Origin of the sequence: Streptomyces sp. NPDC127190 (assembly GCF_042672505.1) — a bacterium.
Lineage (GTDB): Bacteria > Actinomycetota > Actinomycetes > Streptomycetales > Streptomycetaceae > Streptomyces.
In genome coordinates this window covers 1-18,427 of record NZ_JBHXVE010000016.1, presented here as the reverse complement: position 1 = coordinate 18,427, position 18,427 = coordinate 1, and the positions used below count along the sequence as shown (strand labels likewise).

Genomic DNA, 18,427 nt, shown 5'->3' with positions numbered 1-18,427 from the left:
TACGACAACGCGTCAGGCAGTCACCGCACGAGATCCCTCGCGTGCCACGCAGTTGGCGGAGATGGGGGTCCCCCCGGTCGAACGAAGTTGAGACTGGGGGAGCATCGGCATCTCGGTCAGGCCCGGGTAGTACAGGTGCAGGCTGACCGCGGGCTCCAGCGTGTCGTTCACCACCTCGTGCGCGTACCCCGGCGCGAACACACGCTGCGCGCCCGGCGTCAGGGCGCGCGTGCCGCGCCCGGCGTGCTCGGTGAGCGTGCCCTCCAGCACGGTCAGCACCCCGGAGGAGCGGCCGTGGTCGTGCAGCCCGCTGCCCTGCCCGGGCACCCAGGACAGCAGCCAGACCTCGTACCCGGGACCCGTGCGCAGCCGGTGGTACCAGCGGGTGGTGGCGTCGTAGCGCACCAGGTGGGCCCACTGGGCGCGGTCGGCGGCGATCGCGCGGGCCAGGCCCGCGAACTCGGCCACGGTGACGGGGTGCTCGCGCGGCGGCTGGAGCAGGTGCGGGACTTCGAGGATGTCGCCGGCGATCTGGAGGTCGTTGTCGCTGTTCATGGTGCGGTGGTTCCTCGGCGTGAGCGGGGGAGGAGGGAGGGGGGGGGAGGAGGGAGCGGCCGAGCCGTCGACAGGGACTCGGCACAGCTGGAGCAAGGAGGGAACGGCTCAACAGCTGGGACAGCAACAACAGCTACAGCGCGCCCGGGCAGCACCGTGGGACCCGGCGGTGCGGGTCGAGGTGAGGGCCGAGTACGCGAGCATGCCCCCTAGGACAGCGGTTCACACCCGCAGTGTCAACTCGATGCCCGGAATGTGGGACATGGTTCACCTCATCCGGTTCATCTCCGGGGGTGAAAGGTTTGCGCACCGGGGTGTCGGGACACATGGGGCACATCCGGGCGCGCAGGCCGCGCGGAACGCGATCGAACGCCGGGGCGTCCTTCTTCGTACAGAGCCCTGTACGGGTCCGGCAGCCCTCTCCCGGGCTCGGCTGCGTGTCTGGGTTTATGGTGATTTGAACACTTTCCGCAGGGCCTTGGTTCCGCAGAGTGAATAACGGGCCCAATAGCAGATCTCGGCTTGACTCGCCCGGAGCAGCACACTTGTAATTTCACTCGTGTCGTTCAGCCGAAATCGGTAACGACGGCTACGCACGGGGACGCGAAAGACAGACGAGGGGCGCACATGACCGAGCTGGTGCAGCAACTGCTGGTCGACGACGCGGACGAGGAACTCGGCTGGCAGGAGCGCGCGCTGTGCGCCCAGACCGACCCCGAGTCCTTCTTCCCCGAGAAGGGCGGCTCCACCAGAGAGGCGAAGAAGGTCTGCCTCGCCTGCGAGGTCCGCTCCGAGTGCCTTGAGTACGCCCTCGCCAACGACGAACGCTTCGGCATCTGGGGCGGCCTGTCCGAGCGTGAACGCCGCAGGCTGAAGAAGGCCGCCGTCTGACCGGACAACCAGTCGAAAACGTCACGAACGGCCCGTCGCGGGTGGGTTATCCACAGGCGGCGGGCCGTCGTCATGCCCAGCCGATAGTGTGGTCGCTCGTCCGAGACGCCTCGCAGTCCCCTCGGCCCCCGAGAGGGCGCGGGCGTCCACCGCAGTCCATCGAACCGGGGCCCGTACCTCGATGTCCGTGCACAGCCATACGGCAGCCCAAGGCGGCGCCGCCCCAGCGGCGTTCGACCCGTCCCGCCCACCCGAGTTCCCGCGCCATGTGGTGACCGCGGTCCTCGTCTCCCACGACGGCGCCCGCTGGCTCCCCGACGCGCTCGCCGGGCTGCTCGGCCAGGAGCGCCCCGTCCAGCACGCGGTGGCCGCCGACACCGGCAGCGCGGACGACTCCGCGCAGCTCCTCACCGACGCCCTCGGCGACGCGAACGTGCTGCACCTCGCCCGCCGCACCGGCTTCGGCCAGGCCGTCGAGGAGGCCGGCCGCATCGCGCCCGTCCTCACCCCGGACGACCTGCCGTACCTCAAGCGCCCCAGCGGCTGGGACCCGGTCACCCGCAGCTGGCGCGACGACGCCTACGACCTGCCCGAACTGCCGCACGGCGAACCCGTCCAGTGGTTCTGGCTGCTGCACGACGACTGCGCCCCCGAACCCGACGCCCTCGCCCAGCTGCTCCGCGTCGTCGACAACGAACTCGAACTCGGCCGCGACGACGTCGCCATCGTCGGCCCCAAACTCCGCGGCTGGTACGACCGCCGGCAACTGCTCGAGGTCGGCGTCTCCATCGCCAACTCCGGCCGCCGCTGGACCGGTCTGGACCGCCGCGAGCAGGACCAGGGCCAGCACGACCACGTCCGTACCGTGCTGTCCGTCTCCAGCGCCGGCATGCTCGTCCGCCGCGACGTCTTCGAACAGCTCGGCGGCTTCGACCGCCGGCTGCCCCTGATGCGCGACGACGTCGACCTGTGCTGGCGCGCCCACGCCGCCGGCCACCGCGTCCTGATCGCCCCCGAGGCCGTCGTACGGCACGCCGAGGCCGCCTCCCGCGAGCGCCGCACCGTCGACTGCGCGGGCCGCACCGCCGCCTCCCCGCACAAGGTCGACAAGGCCGGCGCCGTCTACACCCTGCTCGCCAACACCCGCGGCGCCGCCCTGCCCTGGGTGCTGCTGCGGCTCGTCCTCGGCACCCTCCTGCGGACCGTCGCCTACCTCGTCGGCAAGGTCCCCGGACAGGCCGTCGACGAGATCCGCGGTCTGCTGGGCACCCTGCTGCGGCCCGAACGGATCATCGCCGCCCGGCGCCGCCGCGGCCCCTCCCGGATCGACAAGGGCGAACTCCGCCAGCTCTTCCCGCCGCCCGGCGCCACCATCCGCGCCACCGTGGAGCAGGTCGCGGCCAACTTCACCAGCGGCTCCGACACCGACACCGCCTCGGCCGGCCGGCACGGCGGCGCCGTGGAGTCCGGCCCCGGCGGCGACGACGCGGAATTCCTGGAGATCGAGCAGTTCGCCCGGCTCAAGCGCATCGCCCGCAAACCCGGCCCGGTGCTCTTCCTCGGACTGCTGCTCGTCTCCCTCGTCGCCTGCCGGGCCCTCCTCGGCGGCGGTGCGCTGGCCGGCGGCGCCCTGCTGCCCGCCCCGGCCGGCGCCGGCGACCTGTGGTCCCGCTACCTGGACGCCTGGCACCCGGTCGGCACCGGCGGCACCCCCGCCGCCCCGCCCTACCTCGCCCTGGTCGCGACCCTCGCCTCCCTGCTGTTCGGCTCCACCGGACTCGCCGTCACCGTGCTGCTGGTCTGCTCGGTGCCGCTCGCCGGATGCACCGTCTACTTCGCCTCCCGGCCCCTGGTCACCTCGCGGCTGCTGCGCGCGTGGGCGGCCATCGGCTACGCCTTCCTGCCCGCCACCGCAGGCGCCCTGGCCGGCGGCCGCATCGGCACCGCCGTCCTCGCCGTGACTCTGCCGCTCATCGCGCGCGCGGGCATCGCCGCGAGCGGCCTCGCCCACCGCTCCGGCACGCGCGGCAGCTGGCGCGCCACCTGGGCGTACGCGCTGCTGCTGACCATCACCACCGCCTTCACCCCGGTCGTCTGGCCCCTCGCGCTGATCCTCGGCCTCGGCGTGCTGGTGCTGCGCCGCTCCGAGCTCGTCGCCTACGGCCTGCGCTTCCTCGCCCAGCTCGGCACCCCGCTGCTGCTCCTCGCCCCCTGGTCGCTGACCCTCCTGCCGACCGGCTTCTTCCACGAGGCCGGTCTGGAGTACGGCGCCTCCACCGCCTCCGCGACGGACCTGCTCGGCGCCAGCCCCGGCGGCGCCGGCACCATGCACGGCCTGATGCTCATCGGCATCGTGCTCGCCGCCCTCGCCGCCCTGCTGCGCTCCGACCGGCAGCGGGCCGTCCGCACCGCCTGGGCCGTCGCCCTGCTCGGCCTCCTCTTCGCGGTCCTGTCCAACAAGTCCGCCTGGGCCGGCCCGGCCACCCTCGTCTACGGCATCGCCCTGCTGGCCGCCGCCGTCCTCGGCGCCGACGGCGCACGCTCCCGCGTGGCCGAGCAGAGCTTCGGCTGGCGCCAGCCCGTCGCCGCCCTGATCGCCTTCGCCGCGGCCGCGGGCCCGCTGCTCGTCGCCGCCGGCTGGATGATCCGCGGCGCCGACGGCCCCCTGGAGCGGCGCGACCCGACCCAGGTGCCCGCGTTCGTCGCCGAGGACTCCATCACCGGCGACCGGGCCCGCACCCTCGTCCTCGACAGCGACTCCGCCACGCGCGTGCGCTACACCCTCGTCCGCGGCTCCGGCGCCCGCATGGGAGACGCCGAACTCGCCGCCGCCGACGGCGCCAACGCCCGCCTGGACAAGGTCGTCGCCAACCTGGTCGCCGGCTCCGGCGCCGACCAGTCCGACGAACTCGGCGGCTTCGCCGTCCGCTACGTCCTCGTGCACAAGGGCGCACCCCGCGAGATCACCCGCGTCCTCGACGCCACCCCGGGCCTGACCCGGCTCAGCCAGCAGAGCGGCAACTCCCTGTGGCGGGTCGACCAGGAGGTGTCCCGCGCCGCCATCGTGCCCGCGGGCGGCACCGGCACCCCCCAGCCGGTCTCCGCCGGCCCGGTCGAGATCCACACCACCGTCCCCGCCGGCCCGGCGGGCCGCGTGCTGCGCCTGGCCGACACCGCCTCCGACGGCTGGACGGCCACCCTCGGCGGCAAGCCGCTCACCCGCACCACCGTCGACGGCTGGGCCCAGGGCTTCCAGCTCCCCGCCACCGGCGGCACCCTCGACGTCACCTACGACGCCCCGCTCACCCACACCGCCTGGCTGTGGGCCCAGGGCGCGCTCGGCGTCGTCCTGGTCGTCCTCGCACTGCCCGGCCGCCGCCGCGACGTCGACGACGACCTGCCCGAGGAACAGCCCCTCCCGGCCCAGGCCGCCGCGGGCGAGGGCCGCCGCGCCCGCCGGCTGCGCGCCCAGGCCGAGGAAGCGGCCACATCCGAGGAACCGGCCACGCCCGAGCAGCCGGCCGGCCCGCCGCTGCCGGAACAGCCCCCGGCCGCCGCCGTACCGCACCAGCATTCGTACGACGGCTGGGACCAGAGCGGCTACGCGAACGCCGGATACCCCGGCTACCCGGCCGACCCGTACCAGGCCGGCCCCGGATACGACCAGCAGACGTACCAGCCCGACCCCTACCAGCCGGCCCAGTACGACCCCTACGCCTACCCGGGCACCGGCGACCAGCAGCCCTACGACCCGACGGCCTACCAGCAGCAGATGCCACAGGGCTACGACCCGGCGTACGACCCCGCCCAGCACCCCCACGGCACCGGCAGTGAGCGCCCCGACGGGAGCCAGCAGTGAACCGCACCACCCTGTCCCTGTTCGCCGGCACCGCCGCGCTGGCCGCCGTCACCGCGTTCGCCGCGCTCGACACCCCGGACGCGTCCGGCGCGCCCGCCCCCACGGCGGCCGCCCATCTGCCCGTGCAGCGCACCAGCCTGCTGTGCCCGGCGCCGAGCGTCTCGGACATCGCCGACACCTCGTACACGTCGTACACACCCGTCACCCAGGGCGCGGCGAGCAGCGGCAAGGCTCGCTTCCAGGCGGCCGCACAGCAGTCCGTGGACGGCACGAACCCGAAGGACTCCAAGGGCTCGAAGGGTTCGAAGAAGACGCCGTCGGACCAGCCGGCGCTCACCCCGAAGGCAGCCGGCACGCCCGTCACCGGCGACACCTCCGGGGCCGACACCCCCGCGCTCATCGGCACCGCCGACGGCGGCCTCGCGCCCGGCTGGACCGTCCAGGAGACCACCGAGGTCGCCGCCGGCACCGGCCGCGGCCTCCAGGGCGTCAACTGCACCGCCCCGGACACCGACTTCTGGTTCCCCGGCGCCAGTACGGCAGCCGGCCGCACCGACTACGTCCACCTCACCAACCCCGACGACTCCGCCGCCGTCGTCGACATCGAGCTGTACGGCAAGGACGGCCAGATCAAGTCCTCCCTCGGGGAGGACCTCACGCTCCCGCCGCACGCCGGCAAGCAGATCCTGCTCTCCACGCTCACCGACCAGCGGCAGCCCGACCTGACCGTGCACGTCAGCGTGCGCAGCGGGCGGGTCGGCGCGGCCGTGCAGGCCCTGGACGACAAGGCCGGCGGCGACTGGCTGACCGCCTCCGCCGACCCGGCCGCCGGCCTGGTCCTGCCGGGCATCCCCAAGGACGCCACCGACGTCAGCCTGATCGCCTTCACCCCCGGCGGCGACGACGCCGACCTGAAGATCCGGCTGGCCTCGCCCGACGGCCTGATCACCCCGGCCGGGAACGAGACGCTGCATGTGAAGGCCGGCATGACCAGCACGACCGACCTCGGCCCGGTGACCCGCGGCGAGGCGGGCTCCCTGATCCTGACCCCCGTCGACCAGCAGGTCCCGGTCGTCGCGGCCCTGCGCGTGGTCCGCGGCAAGGGCGCCGCCCAGGAGACGGCCTTCATCCCGGCCACGGCCCCCGTCGGCACCCGCGCGACGTCGGCCGACAACAGCGCCAAGGGCTCCACGCTGGCCCTGACCGCGCCCACCGCCACCGCCACCGTCAAGGTCACCGCCTCGGCCGGCAGCGAGGGCGGCACGGCGGTCTCCAAGACCTACACGATCAAGTCCGGCACCACCCAGAACATCCAGCCCCCGGCGCCGTCCGGCCTGAAGGGCACGTACGCCCTGACCGTGGAGCCCCTCTCCGGCGGCCCGGTCTACGCCTCCCGCACCCTGGCGGCCACCGAGGCAGGCGTCCCCGGCTTCACCATCCAGCCCCTCCCCGACGACCACGGAAAGGTGGCAGTCCCCCAGACGGACGAGGACCTGTCGGTCTTGCAGGACTGACCCGCGCGGCGCCGAAGAGGGGTGCGGGGCAGGGCTGTTGCCCGCCCCCAGCCCCTCAGTCCTCCCCGTACCGCGGATCCACCGTCTCCGGCGTCAGCCCGAGCAACTCGGCGACCTGCTCCACGACCACCTCGTGCACCAGCGCCGCCCGCTCGTCCCGCCCCTTGGTCCGGATCTCCACCGGCCGCCGATAGACGACCACCCGCGCCCGCCGCCCCTCCCGAGCCGGCACGACCCCGCCCAGGGGCACGGCCTCGTCCCCCCACGCCTGCTCGCCCCGCGCATCCAGCCGAGGCACCTCCAGCACCAGGAAATCGATGTCGGCCAGCTGCGGCCACCGCCGCTCGAGACGGTCCACGGAGTCCTGCACCAGGTCCGCGAACACCTCGCCCCGACTCGCCGCCAACGGCACCTGCGGGGGCGCGATCGGCCCGCGCATGCCCCGCCCATGGCGATCACGACGACGGGGCCCAGGGCCGGCGGCACGGGGCGGTACACGGTTGTCCATCACTGGGGAAGCGTAGTCCTCGCACACCCCGCCCGCCCTGCTCCACGCGCGTCCCCCACGGGCGACCCGCACCAACCAGCCACCCGGCCCCCACCGGGCCGCCCCGCTTCTGCGCTCGTCCGGCACGCGTTCCCCTCCCTGTCACAGGACGACCATTCCGGCCAAGGTCTGGCTCGTTTCCGTAACCCTCCAAGACCACCGAACTCAAGCCAATTGACCTTGTTTGTACCGAAACATGACCAGGTGCAACCCTGTCCGTACCCCGTCGTGAACCCGTCCACGCAGGTCAACAGGGCATGTTCCAGGGGGTATGTGGGGTGTTTCACACCACGACACGGTGGAGTGACCTGGTCCAGAGTCGTCGCGGCCCGCTCAAGAGTGCGGTACCGTCCAACGTCGTGAGCCCTGTACGTCGCTGTTCGCGCACCGCCTGCGGCCGACCCGCCGTCGCGACGCTGACGTACGTCTACGCCGACTCGACCGCGGTCCTCGGCCCGCTCGCCACCTACGCCGAACCCCACTGCTACGACCTGTGCGCCGAGCACTCCGAGCGCCTGACCGCCCCGCGCGGCTGGGAGGTCGTCCGGCTCCTCGACGGCTCCGCTCCCGCCCGGCCCAGCGGAGACGACCTGGAAGCGCTCGCCAACGCGGTACGCGAGGCGGCCCGCCCCCAGGAGCGCGCGGCGGAGGCGGCCGGCGGCGGCCCGCGCACGGCCGACCCCATGGAGGTCGCCCGCCGCGGTCATCTCCGGGTCCTGCGCTCCCCGGACAACTGAGCACACTCCCGGCGCCCCCAGTCCTGGTGTCCGCACACCGCCCACTTACCCCGGACGGGTAGTTTGTGGGCACCCATAGGACTTTCAGGAGGGTTGGCCGTGGCTGCTGATCTGTCGCAGATCGTGAAGGCGTACGACGTACGCGGAGTGGTCCCGGACCAGTGGGACGAGTCACTGGCCGGACTCTTCGGAGCCGCCTTCGCGGAGGTGACCGGAGCCGCGGCGATCGTCGTCGGCCACGACATGCGACCCTCGTCCCCCGGCCTCACCCGCGCCTTCGCACGCGGCGCGGCCGACCAGGGCGTGGACGTCACCGAGATCGGCCTGTGCTCCACCGACCAGCTGTACTACGCCTCCGGCGCCCTGAACCTGCCCGGCGCGATGTTCACCGCCTCGCACAACCCGGCCCAGTACAACGGCATCAAGCTGTGCCGCGCGGGCGCCGCCCCGGTCGGCCAGGACACCGGTCTCGCGCAGATCCGCGAACTGGTCGAGGGCTGGCTGGAGTCGGGCGCCCCCGAGCCGGCCGCCCGGCCGGGAACCCTGAGCACCCGCGAGACGTTGGACGACTACGCGGCGCACCTGCGCTCCCTGGTCGACCTCACCTCCATCCGCCCGCTGAAGGTCGTGGTCGACGCCGGCAACGGCATGGGCGGCCACACGGTCCCCACGGTCTTCGCCGGCCTGCCCCTGACCCTCGTCCCGATGTACTTCGAACTGGACGGCACCTTCCCGAACCACGAGGCCAACCCGCTCGACCCGGCCAACCTCGTGGACCTGCAAAAGCGGGTACCGGCGGAGGGCGCCGACCTCGGCATCGCCTTCGACGGCGACGCCGACCGCTGCTTCGTCGTGGACGAGCACGGCGACCCGGTCTCCCCGTCCGCGATCACCGCCCTGGTCGCCGCCCGCGAACTCGCCCGCAACGGCGGCAAGGGCACGGTCATCCACAACCTGATCACCTCCCGCACCGTCCCGGAGGTCGTCAAGGAGAACGGCGGCACCCCGGTCCGCACCCGCGTCGGCCACTCCTTCATCAAGGCCGAGATGGCCCGCACCGGCGCGATCTTCGGCGGCGAGCACTCCGCGCACTACTACTTCAAGGACTTCTGGAACGCCGACACGGGCATGCTGGCCGCCCTGCACGTCCTGGCCGCCCTCGGCACCCAGGACGGCCCCCTCTCCGCCCTGGTGGCCCAGTACGACCGCTACAGCGGCTCCGGCGAGATCAACTCCACCGTCGCCGACCAGTCCGCCCGCCTCGCCGCGATCCGCTCCGCGTACGAGAACCGCGCCGACGTCACCCTGGACGACCTCGACGGCCTCACGGTCTCCGCCGCCGACTGGTGGTTCAACGTCCGCCCCTCCAACACGGAACCCCTCCTCCGGCTGAACGCGGAGGCCAAGGACGAACCCACCATGACCAAGATCCGGGACGAGGCCCTGGCGATCATCCGGGGCTGACATCCGGAGCCGACCTGCCGGGCAACGCCGTCCTGGGGGCCGAAAGCCCCCTGGACGGCACCGGAAGCCCGGCTCGGGGCGTGCTCCAGCGGTACGCTGACCAGGCACATCCACAGACAGACATCCGCCCTCGAAGGGACACCCCATGCCGCTCGAAGCCGGCCTCCTGGAGATCCTCGCCTGCCCGGCCTGCCACGCCCCCCTCAAGGAGCAGGACACCGAGCTGGTCTGCACGGGCCAGGACTGCGGCCTCGCCTACCCGGTCCGCGACGGCATCCCGGTCCTGCTCGTGGACGAGGCCCGCCGCCCCGCGTGACGGCGCCCGTCAGGCCGTAGACACCCCGCACAGGACCCCGGCGATCGGAGGCAACCCGCCCATGCTGGACGAATCGCTGCTCGACACCCCGGAGGGCCTCGCCGAGGCCGACCGCCGGGGCCTGCTGCGCGGCGCGGCGGAGGCCGGCGCCCGCGTCCGTACGGCGGCCCGGCACGCCGCCGAGGCCGGCATCGGCGGCCTCAAGCCCGACGGCCGCCCCCGCTCGGTGCTGATCGCGGGCCCCGGCGCCGCCGCCACCCACACCGCCGACCTCCTCGGCACCCTGGCCGGCGCCGGCAGCCCCATCGTCCGCCTGGCCCCCACCGGAGTGGCCCCGGCCGCAGGCGCCCTGCGCTGGGAACTCCCCGGCTGGGCCGGCTCCGTGGACCTGCTGCTGATCGCCACCCCGGACGGCACCGAGCCGAGCCTGGCCCTCCTCACCGACCAGGCCTACCGCCACGGCTGCTCGGTCGCGGCCGTGGCCCCCGCCGGCACCCCGCTCGCCGAGGCGGTCGCCGGCGCGCACGGCCTGTTCGTACCGATGGCGACGGCCCCGTACGACCACGACGAACCCCTCGCCGCCTCCTCCCCGGGCGTCTTCTGGGCGCTGCTGACCCCCCTGCTGGCCCTCCTGGACCGCATCGGCCTGCTCACCGCCCCGCAGGACGCCCTGGAGAAGGTCGCCGACCGCCTGGACCACATCGCGGAGCGCTGCGGCCCGGCCATCGCGACGTACAGCAATCCGGCCAAGACCCTCGCCGCCGAGCTCGCCGACGCGCTGCCCGTGGTGTGGACGGAAGGCACCTCGGCGGGCCCGGCGGGCCGCCGGTTCGCCGCCGCCCTCGCCGAACTCTCCGGCCGCCCCGCCCTCGTCGCCGAACTGCCCGAGGCACTCGCCGCCCACAGCGCCCTGCTGGCCGGCCCGCTGGCCGCCAGCGCCGACCCGGACGACTTCTTCCGCGACCGCGTGGAGGAGCCGCCCGCCCTGCACGCGCGCGTCGTCCTGCTCCGCGACCGCCCGGGCGGCGGACTCACCGCCGCGCCCGCCGCCCGTGACGTGGCACTCAGCCACGACACCCCGATCAGCGAACTCGAACCGGAGGAGGGCGGCGAACTGGAGACGCTCGCGGAACTGATCGCCGTCACGGATTTCGCCGCCGTTTACCTGGCGCTCGCTTCCAGGGCCTGATCTGGCTCCAGGCCGGACGCACCCCCGCGCCCACCACCGGCACGGCGGCCGGCACAGCCCTCGCCTCCGCCCCCGCCGTGCCGCGACGTACGTACGGAGACAGAGAAGACACATGGACCGCCTCGACAACACCGTCCGCCCCTACGCCTGGGGCTCCCGCACCGCCATCCCGCACCTGCTCGGCGTCGAACCGACCGGTGAACCGCAGGCGGAGATGTGGATGGGAGCGCACCCGGGCGCCCCGTCACGCACCGCGCGCGGGACACTCGTCGAGGTCATCGATGCCGCCCCCGAACACGAACTCGGCGCCCGCGCGGTCGCCAGGTTCGGCCCCCGCCTGCCGTTCCTCCTGAAGATCCTCGCCGCCGGCGCCCCCCTCTCCCTCCAGGTGCACCCCGACCTGGAGCAGGCCAGGGCGGGATACGCCGACGAGGAGCGCCGGGGCGTCCCGGTCGACGCCCCGCACCGCAACTACAAGGACGCCAACCACAAGCCCGAACTCATCTGCGCGCTCACCGAGTTCGACGGGCTCTGCGGCTTCCGGCCCCCGGTCGAGGCCGCCGACCTGCTGGACGGGCTCGGCGTCGCCTCCCTCAAGCCGTACGTCGATCTGCTGCACGCCCACCCCGAGGACGCGGCGCTGCGCGAAATGCTCACCGCGGTCCTCACCGCCGACCGCGAGGAGATGGCCCACACGGTCGCCGAGGCCACCGCCGCCTGCGCCCGCCTCGGCGGCGCCTACGCCCCCTACGCCGACATCGCCCACCACTACCCGGGCGACCCCGGCGTCATCGCGGCCATGCTGCTGAACCACGTCCGGCTCCAGCCCGGCGAGGCGCTCTTCCTCGGCGCCGGCATCCCGCACGCCTACCTCGACGGCCTCGGCGTCGAGATCATGGCCAACTCCGACAACGTCCTGCGCTGCGGCCTGACCCCCAAGCACGTCGACGTCCCCGAACTGCTGCGCGTCGTCCGCTTCGAGGCGGGCGACCCCGGCGTACTGCGCCCGGAGGCCTCCCCGGACGGCGAGGAGGTCTACGAGACCCCGATCGACGAGTTCCGCCTCTCCCGCTACGTCCTCCCCGAGGCCGGCGCCGCCCACGACGTCACCCGCGACGCCCCGCAGATCCTGCTCTGCACGGCCGGTTCCGTCCGGGCGGGTGAGGAGGAACTGAGCGCCGGCCAGTCGGTCTTCGTCCCGGCCGGCGAGCACACGCAGATCTCGGGCACGGGCACCGTCTTCCGCGCCACTGTGATCGTATGACCGGCCCTGTGGATACCTGACACGCCAAGGCCCGGCCGGACTGCAAGAATGGCCCACCGGCAAAGGCCGGGCAAAGCGCGAAGGCGACGACAAGGTCGAAGGGACAACGCGGACACATGAGCGCGTCAGGCGGTACGAAGGCGATCGTGGCGGCACTCGGCGCCAACCTCGCGATCGCGGCATCCAAGTTCGTGGCGTTCGCGTTCAGCGGCTCCTCCTCGATGCTCGCCGAGGGCGTTCACTCGCTGGCCGACTCCGGCAACCAGTTCCTGCTGCTGATCGGCGGCAAGCGGGCCGAGCGCGAGGCCACCCCGCAGCACCCGTTCGGCTACGGCCGCGAGCGCTTCATCTACGCCTTCCTCGTCTCGATCGTGCTCTTCTCCATCGGCGGCATGTTCGCCATCTACGAGGGCTACGAGAAGATCCTCCACCCGCACGCCCTGAAGAGCTGGTACTGGCCGGTGGGCGTCCTGGTCTTCGCGGTGATCGCCGAAGGCTTCTCCTTCCGCACCGCCATCAAGGAGTCCAACGAACTGCGCGGCACGCTCTCCTGGGCGCAGTTCATCCGCCGCGCCAAGGCACCCGAGCTGCCCGTCGTCCTGCTGGAGGACTTCGGCGCCCTGATCGGTCTGGTTCTCGCCCTCCTCGGCGTCGGCCTCGCCGTGCTCACCGGCGACGGCGTCTGGGACGGCATCGGCACCGTCTGCATCGGCGTTCTCCTCGTCTGCATCGCCCTCGTCCTGGCCGCCGAGACCAAGTCCCTGCTGCTCGGTGAGGCCGCGGGCCTGGACGTGGTCAAGAAGATCGAGGAGGCGACCGTCGACGGGAAGACCGTCACCGGCATCATCCACATGCGCACGCTGCACCTCGGCCCCGAGGAACTGCTGATCGCGGCCAAGATCGCCGTCCGGCACGACGACACGGCCGCCGAGGTGGCAGCCGCCATCAACGCGGCCGAGACCCGCATCCGCACCGCCGTCCCCATCGCCCGCGTCATCTACCTGGAACCGGACATCTACAGCGAGGCCGAGGCCGCCAAGGGCCCCGACCCGCAGGCCACCCCCGGCGGCCCGAACCCGCACGCGCTCGGCCACTGAGCCCCCGGTCGGCCGGAACCATACGCAACGGACTGGGGACGACCGGGTCGCGCGGTGTAGCTTGGGACGGAGCCAGACGTCGCTGCTGATGGCGGTCGGGCGGTCCCGGACGGACCGACCGAGGGAGAGAGGGCCTCCGACGGACTGCGCTGCGCGTACGTGGGCATGCCTGTGTCCTCTTCTCGGGCACCCCTGTGTCCGCCGCCGCGCAGACCAGCCGTACCCACCTCGACCCGACACCGAGGAGCAGCTCGCAATGACGACTGTCGACAACCGACAGGACTTCAAGGTCGCCGACCTCTCCCTGGCCGAGTTCGGCCGCAAGGAGATCACCCTCGCCGAGCACGAGATGCCCGGCCTGATGGCGATCCGCAAGGAATACGCCGAGGCGCAGCCCCTGGCCGGTGCCCGCGTCACCGGTTCGCTGCACATGACCGTGCAGACCGCCGTGCTGATCGAGACCCTGGTCGCGCTGGGCGCCGAGGTCCGCTGGGCGTCCTGCAACATCTTCTCCACCCAGGACCACGCGGCCGCGGCCATCGCGGTCGGCCCGAACGGCACGCCGGACAACCCGCAGGGCGTGCCGGTCTTCGCCTGGAAGGGCGAGACGCTGGAGGAGTACTGGTGGTGCACCGAGCAGGCGCTGACCTGGCCGGACAGCCCCACCGGCGGCCCGAACATGATCCTGGACGACGGCGGCGACGCCACCCTCCTCGTCCACAAGGGCGTCGAGTACGAGAAGGCCGGTGAGGTCCCCGCCCTGGAGACCGCCGAGTCCGACGAGCACCGCGTCATCCTCCAGCTGCTGCACCGCACCCTGGCCGAGAACCCCCAGAAGTGGACCCAGCTGGCCTCCGAGATCCGTGGTGTCACGGAGGAGACCACCACGGGTGTGCACCGGCTGTACGAGATGCAGCGTGACGGTGTGCTGCTGTTCCCGGCGATCAACGTCAACGATGCCGTGACGAAGTCGAAGTTCGACAACAAGTACGGCTGCCGGCACTCCCTGGTGGACGGGATCAACCGTGCCACCGATGTGCTGATCGGCGGCAAGACGGCTGTCGTGTGCGGTTACGGCGATGTCGGCAAGGGGTGTGCGGAGTCGCTGCGGGGTCAGGGTGCCCGGGTGATCATCACGGAGATCGACCCGATCTGCGCGCTTCAGGCGGCGATGGACGGCTACCAGGTGACCACGCTGGACGAGGTCGTGGAGACCGCGGACATCTTCATCACCACGACCGGCAACAAGGACATCATCCTGGCCTCGGACATGGCGAGGATGAAGCACCAGGCGATCGTGGGCAACATCGGTCACTTCGACAACGAGATCGACATGGCCGGTCTGGCGAAGATCGAGGGGATCGTCAAGGACGAGGTGAAGCCGCAGGTCCACACCTGGACGTTCCCCGACGGCAAGGTGATCATCGTGCTGTCCGAGGGCCGCCTGCTGAACCTGGGCAACGCCACCGGCCACCCGTCCTTCGTGATGTCGAACTCGTTCGCGGACCAGACGCTGGCCCAGATCGAGCTGTTCACCAAGCCCGACGCGTACCCGACCGGCGTGTACGTGCTGCCCAAGCACCTGGACGAGAAGGTCGCCCGCCTCCACCTCGACGCCCTCGGCGTGAAGCTGACCAAGCTGCGCCCGGAGCAGGCCGCCTACATCGGCGTCGACGTCGACGGCCCCTTCAAGCCGGACCACTACCGCTACTGAGCCGCATTCCGCGTCTCACGCAGGTCCTCCGAGGCAGGCCCCCGCACCCCCGTGCCGGGGGCCTGCCCCTTCGGCCTCCGGCCGGATCAGCCCGTCACCACCCAGGACCCCCATGCCCCGCGGCCGCTATTCGCTCCACGATCCGCACGATCACACCCCCCTCGGGGAAGAGCACTTCCAGTGCGCCCCCGGCCCGTCCGGCTGGCGCTACGTCTCCCGGCTGACGACCCCCGCCGGCGAACACCGCGGATCGGTCGACCTGGCGCTGGACGACCTCGGCCGCCCCCTCCGCCTCGAACTCCACGCAGCCGACTGGCAGGTCCGCGGCGCCGCGCTGGACGGCGTCACCTGGGTCCGCACCGACCCCACCGGCACCCATGCCACCGAAGGCAATGTGCCCGCCCACGCCTTCACCGGCGCATCCCCCGCCTTCCTCATCGCCACCGCCCGGTTGCTGCGCCTCACCCCCTCGTCCGCCGCGACCCGCGTACGCCTGGTGGCGTTCACCGAACCGGTCCTCGCCCCCCGCACCGTGGACCAGTCCTGGGCCCTGGTGAACAGCGAAGCACACGCCACTGACAACGGCCCCCTGACCGTGGACGAATACCAGGTCACAGCCCTGGACACCGGGGAACGGCACATCATCCACATCGCCGGCGACGTCGTCCTGTCCGCGCCCGGGATCGAGCTGGAGGACCTCCAGTCACCACCGTCGGCGTTCGCCTGAGCACCCCGGACAGGGCCGGAAACCGCCGACCTGGCCGCCGGCCCTACGCGGGCGGCGCGAATCCGGTGGCCGGACGGTCGGCCGGCCGCTCCTCCCGCGCCACCACGGGCGGCAGGGCAGCCGAACCCGGCGCCTCCGGCTCCGGGCGCTGACTCCCACCCTGCGACGGAGCGGACCACCCGCCCCCCTGCGACCCCCCAGGCGCCGGAGACAAGGACCCACCCGCCGCACCGGCCTGCGCCGCAGCCGCGGCCCCGGCCACCGGCGGAACGAAACGATCAGCAGCCGAGGTCTGCCGGGCGGCTTCCCGAGCCTGCCGCTCATGCACCACGGCCGCGAGAAAGGCCGCCGGCGGCAGACCCTGCGGCACCACCGCCCCCGTCCGCGCCACCAGATCCGCCGCGAGCCGCTCCGCCATGCCCTGCGAGACCCGCGGATCGAGCTGTTCCATCCGCGTCAGGTACTGCCGGACCGCAAGCCACAGACCGTCCGGAACAGCCGACAGATCCAGCTCGGCGAACCGCCCCGCAAGCCCCGGCGGAGGAGACGGCACAAAGCTGGTCCGCCCCACCGGTATCCGCTCCCGCACCACCAGCGTCCCGGCGAACACATCCCCGAGCCGCCGCCCCCGCGCCGACACCAGCGAGGCGATACAGGCCACCACGCCGAAGGTCATCAGAATCTCGACCACACCGATCGCGCCGCGCACCAGCGCGTGCCGGAACCGGATCGGACCGCCGTCGTCCCGCACCACCCGCAGCCCGAACGCCAGCTTTCCCAGCGAGCGCCCATGACTGAGCGTCTCCACCGCGATCGGCCCGCCGACCAGCACCAGCAGGAACGCCGCGATCGACAGCGCGGTCTGCGCGGCCTCGTCCAAGGAGGACGTCGTCGCCACCAGTACGACCGTGACGGCGATGTACACCGCCATGGCCACCAGCAGATCGAGCAGCACGGCCAGCGCCCTGCTCGGCAATTTCGCGGGCCGCAGTTCGAGGGCCACCGCCTCGCCCGTCACCAGCTCACTCACGCCCGCCGTCCTTCCCCTGGTCCGCCCCGTGAACAGCAAGTCTGCCAAGCTGTGGGCGCATCGCGCCCCAGTACGACAAGCTGACAACAACTTCGAGCATCTACGACGAGCAGTCGGCCACCAGCCCGAGGAGCAGGCAGACCCGATGGACCTGGACGTCTTCGTCTCCGCACACCAAGCCGAATGGGACCGCCTCGACGCCCTGCTCCGCCGCCAGCGCCGGCTCAACGGCACCGAGGCCGACGAACTCGTCACCCTCTACCAGCGCACCGCGACCCATCTGTCGCTCATCCAGTCCAGCGCACCGGACCCGCAGCTGACCGGACGGCTCAGCCGCCTCGTCGCACGCGCGCGCAGCGCCGTCACCGGCACCCGCCGCGCCTCATGGCGCGACGTCACACGCTTCCTCACCCAGGGATTCCCCGCGGCCGTCTACCGCGCCCGCCACTGGTGGGTCCCGACCGCGCTCGTCTCCACCACGGTGGCGATCCTGCTGGGCTGGTGGATCGGCACCCACCCCGCGGTGCAGTCGGCGATCGGCGCCCCGAGCCAGCTGCGCGACCTGACCCGCCCCGGCGGCGAGTACGAGACCTACTACTCCAGCCACCCCGCGGCCGCCTTCGCCGCCCAGGTGTGGACGAACAACGCGGAGGCGGCCGCGATGTGCCTGGTCCTGGGCATCTTCCTGGGCCTGCCCGTCCTGCTGATCCTCTTCGAGAACATGCTCAACCTGGGCGTCGGCTTCGGCCTGATGTCGTCGGCCGGCCGCCTCGACACCTTCCTGGGCCTGGTCCTCCCGCACGGCCTGCTCGAACTCACCGCGGTGTTCGTGGCGGCCGGCACCGGTCTGCGCCTCGGCTGGACGCTCATAGACCCGGGCCCCCGCACCCGCCGTGCGGCCCTCGCCGAGGAGGGGCGCGCCGCGGTGGGCATGGCGATCGGCCTCGCCCTGGTCCTGTTCGTCTCCGGCGCCATCGAAGGCTTCGTCACCCCCTCGGGCCTGCCCACCTGGGCCCGGATAGGCATCGGCGTCGTGGCTGAACTGGCCTTCCTTGCGTACGTCTATGTCCTGGGCGGCCGTGCTGCCCGCGCCGGCGAGACGGGTGACCTCGAAGCGGTGGACCGCAGCTCCGTCGTGCCCACGGCCGCCTGATGTGCATCCGGCCCCGGTGAGCTGCTAGTCTCCTCATCTCCCCGCGAGAGCCGTTGACACGGCGGGAGTGGGGAGGTAGATTCAAACAGTTGCCTAGAACTGGACAAGTTCGAGGGCCGCCGATAGAATCTACGAGCTTCCGGGACGTCGGTACGACATCCGAGAAGCATCCCCCGATTACTCAGAAATGAGCGGCCGGTCAGACCGGCCAAGAACTTCTGATAAAGTCGGAAACGCCGGAAAGGAAACCGCGAGAGCGGGGAACTGGAAAAGCGCCGAGGAAATCGGATCGAGAAAAGATCTGATAGAGTCGGAAACGCAAGACCGAAGGGAAGCGCCCGGAGGAAAGCCCGAGAGGGTGAGTACAAAG

Annotated in this window: 15 protein-coding genes; 12 read left to right on the top strand and 3 right to left on the bottom strand. The window is 72.5% G+C overall.

Annotated elements, in window-relative coordinates:
• Positions 1-12 precede the first annotated feature (12 nt).
• Positions 13-555 carry a cysteine dioxygenase gene (locus ACFVIU_RS23650; RefSeq protein WP_385844829.1) on the bottom strand — a complete coding sequence of 181 codons (543 nt, stop codon included), beginning with the start codon at positions 553-555 and terminating at the stop codon, positions 13-15.
• A 627-nt stretch (positions 556-1,182) separates the two neighbouring features.
• On the opposite strand from ACFVIU_RS23650, the gene ACFVIU_RS23645 reads away from it, so the two are divergent.
• The 3 genes from ACFVIU_RS23645 to ACFVIU_RS23635 all read left to right on the top strand — a co-directional run bounded on the left by ACFVIU_RS23645 (position 1,183) and on the right by ACFVIU_RS23635 (position 6,819).
• The gene (locus ACFVIU_RS23645; RefSeq protein ID WP_003975777.1) at positions 1,183-1,446 is read left to right on the top strand and encodes a WhiB family transcriptional regulator; all 264 of its coding nucleotides are present in this window, start codon (positions 1,183-1,185) and stop codon (positions 1,444-1,446) included.
• 181 nt (positions 1,447-1,627) lie between these two features.
• Positions 1,628-5,305, top strand: a complete 3,678-nt coding sequence (locus ACFVIU_RS23640; RefSeq protein WP_385844828.1) for a glycosyltransferase — start codon at positions 1,628-1,630, stop codon at positions 5,303-5,305.
• Positions 5,302-6,819: a DUF5719 family protein gene (locus ACFVIU_RS23635; RefSeq protein ID WP_385844827.1), complete on the top strand. Its 1,518-nt coding sequence runs from the start codon at positions 5,302-5,304 to the stop codon at positions 6,817-6,819. The genes ACFVIU_RS23640 and ACFVIU_RS23635 overlap by 4 nt, the downstream gene beginning before the upstream one ends.
• A gap of 55 nt (positions 6,820-6,874) precedes the next feature.
• Here ACFVIU_RS23635 and ACFVIU_RS23630 read toward each other — a convergent pair whose 3' ends face one another.
• Positions 6,875-7,327 (bottom strand): metallopeptidase family protein, encoded by a 453-nt coding sequence (locus ACFVIU_RS23630; protein ID WP_385844826.1) that lies wholly within the window; start codon positions 7,325-7,327, stop codon positions 6,875-6,877.
• Positions 7,328-7,725: 398 nt separating this feature from the next.
• Between ACFVIU_RS23630 and ACFVIU_RS23625 the strand changes: the two genes are divergently transcribed.
• From ACFVIU_RS23625 to ACFVIU_RS23590, 8 genes are all read left to right on the top strand, one after another.
• Complete coding sequence (locus ACFVIU_RS23625) at positions 7,726-8,103, top strand: DUF3499 domain-containing protein (RefSeq protein ID WP_385844825.1); 378 nt, start codon at positions 7,726-7,728, stop codon at positions 8,101-8,103.
• Positions 8,104-8,202: 99 nt separating this feature from the next.
• Entirely contained in the window at positions 8,203-9,567 is a 1,365-nt protein-coding gene (locus ACFVIU_RS23620) for a phosphomannomutase/phosphoglucomutase (RefSeq protein WP_385844824.1), read from the top strand.
• Positions 9,568-9,712: 145 nt separating this feature from the next.
• Positions 9,713-9,883, top strand: coding sequence for a Trm112 family protein (locus ACFVIU_RS23615; RefSeq protein WP_141360461.1), 171 nt, complete (start codon positions 9,713-9,715; stop codon positions 9,881-9,883).
• Positions 9,884-9,944: 61 nt separating this feature from the next.
• Positions 9,945-11,072 (top strand): SIS domain-containing protein, encoded by a 1,128-nt coding sequence (locus ACFVIU_RS23610; protein WP_385844823.1) that lies wholly within the window; start codon positions 9,945-9,947, stop codon positions 11,070-11,072.
• 112 nt (positions 11,073-11,184) lie between these two features.
• Complete coding sequence (manA, locus tag ACFVIU_RS23605; RefSeq protein WP_385844822.1) at positions 11,185-12,336, top strand: mannose-6-phosphate isomerase, class I; 1,152 nt, start codon at positions 11,185-11,187, stop codon at positions 12,334-12,336.
• A 116-nt stretch (positions 12,337-12,452) separates the two neighbouring features.
• The gene (locus tag ACFVIU_RS23600) at positions 12,453-13,433 is read left to right on the top strand and encodes a cation diffusion facilitator family transporter (RefSeq protein WP_385844821.1); all 981 of its coding nucleotides are present in this window, start codon (positions 12,453-12,455) and stop codon (positions 13,431-13,433) included.
• Between the two features lie 256 nt (positions 13,434-13,689).
• Positions 13,690-15,147 (top strand): adenosylhomocysteinase, encoded by a 1,458-nt coding sequence (gene ahcY, locus ACFVIU_RS23595; protein ID WP_385844820.1) that lies wholly within the window; start codon positions 13,690-13,692, stop codon positions 15,145-15,147.
• Between the two features lie 112 nt (positions 15,148-15,259).
• The gene (locus ACFVIU_RS23590) at positions 15,260-15,874 is read left to right on the top strand and encodes a hypothetical protein (protein ID WP_385844819.1); all 615 of its coding nucleotides are present in this window, start codon (positions 15,260-15,262) and stop codon (positions 15,872-15,874) included.
• A gap of 43 nt (positions 15,875-15,917) precedes the next feature.
• Here the strand turns inward: ACFVIU_RS23590 and ACFVIU_RS23585 are convergent, their stop codons facing one another.
• On the bottom strand, positions 15,918-16,904 hold the full coding sequence (locus ACFVIU_RS23585) for an RDD family protein (RefSeq protein ID WP_385844818.1): 987 nt from the start codon (positions 16,902-16,904) through the stop codon (positions 15,918-15,920).
• Positions 16,905-17,049: 145 nt separating this feature from the next.
• Between ACFVIU_RS23585 and ACFVIU_RS23580 the strand changes: the two genes are divergently transcribed.
• The gene (locus ACFVIU_RS23580; RefSeq protein WP_385845050.1) at positions 17,050-18,057 is read left to right on the top strand and encodes a stage II sporulation protein M; all 1,008 of its coding nucleotides are present in this window, start codon (positions 17,050-17,052) and stop codon (positions 18,055-18,057) included.
• The last annotated feature ends 370 nt before the right edge of the window (positions 18,058-18,427 follow it).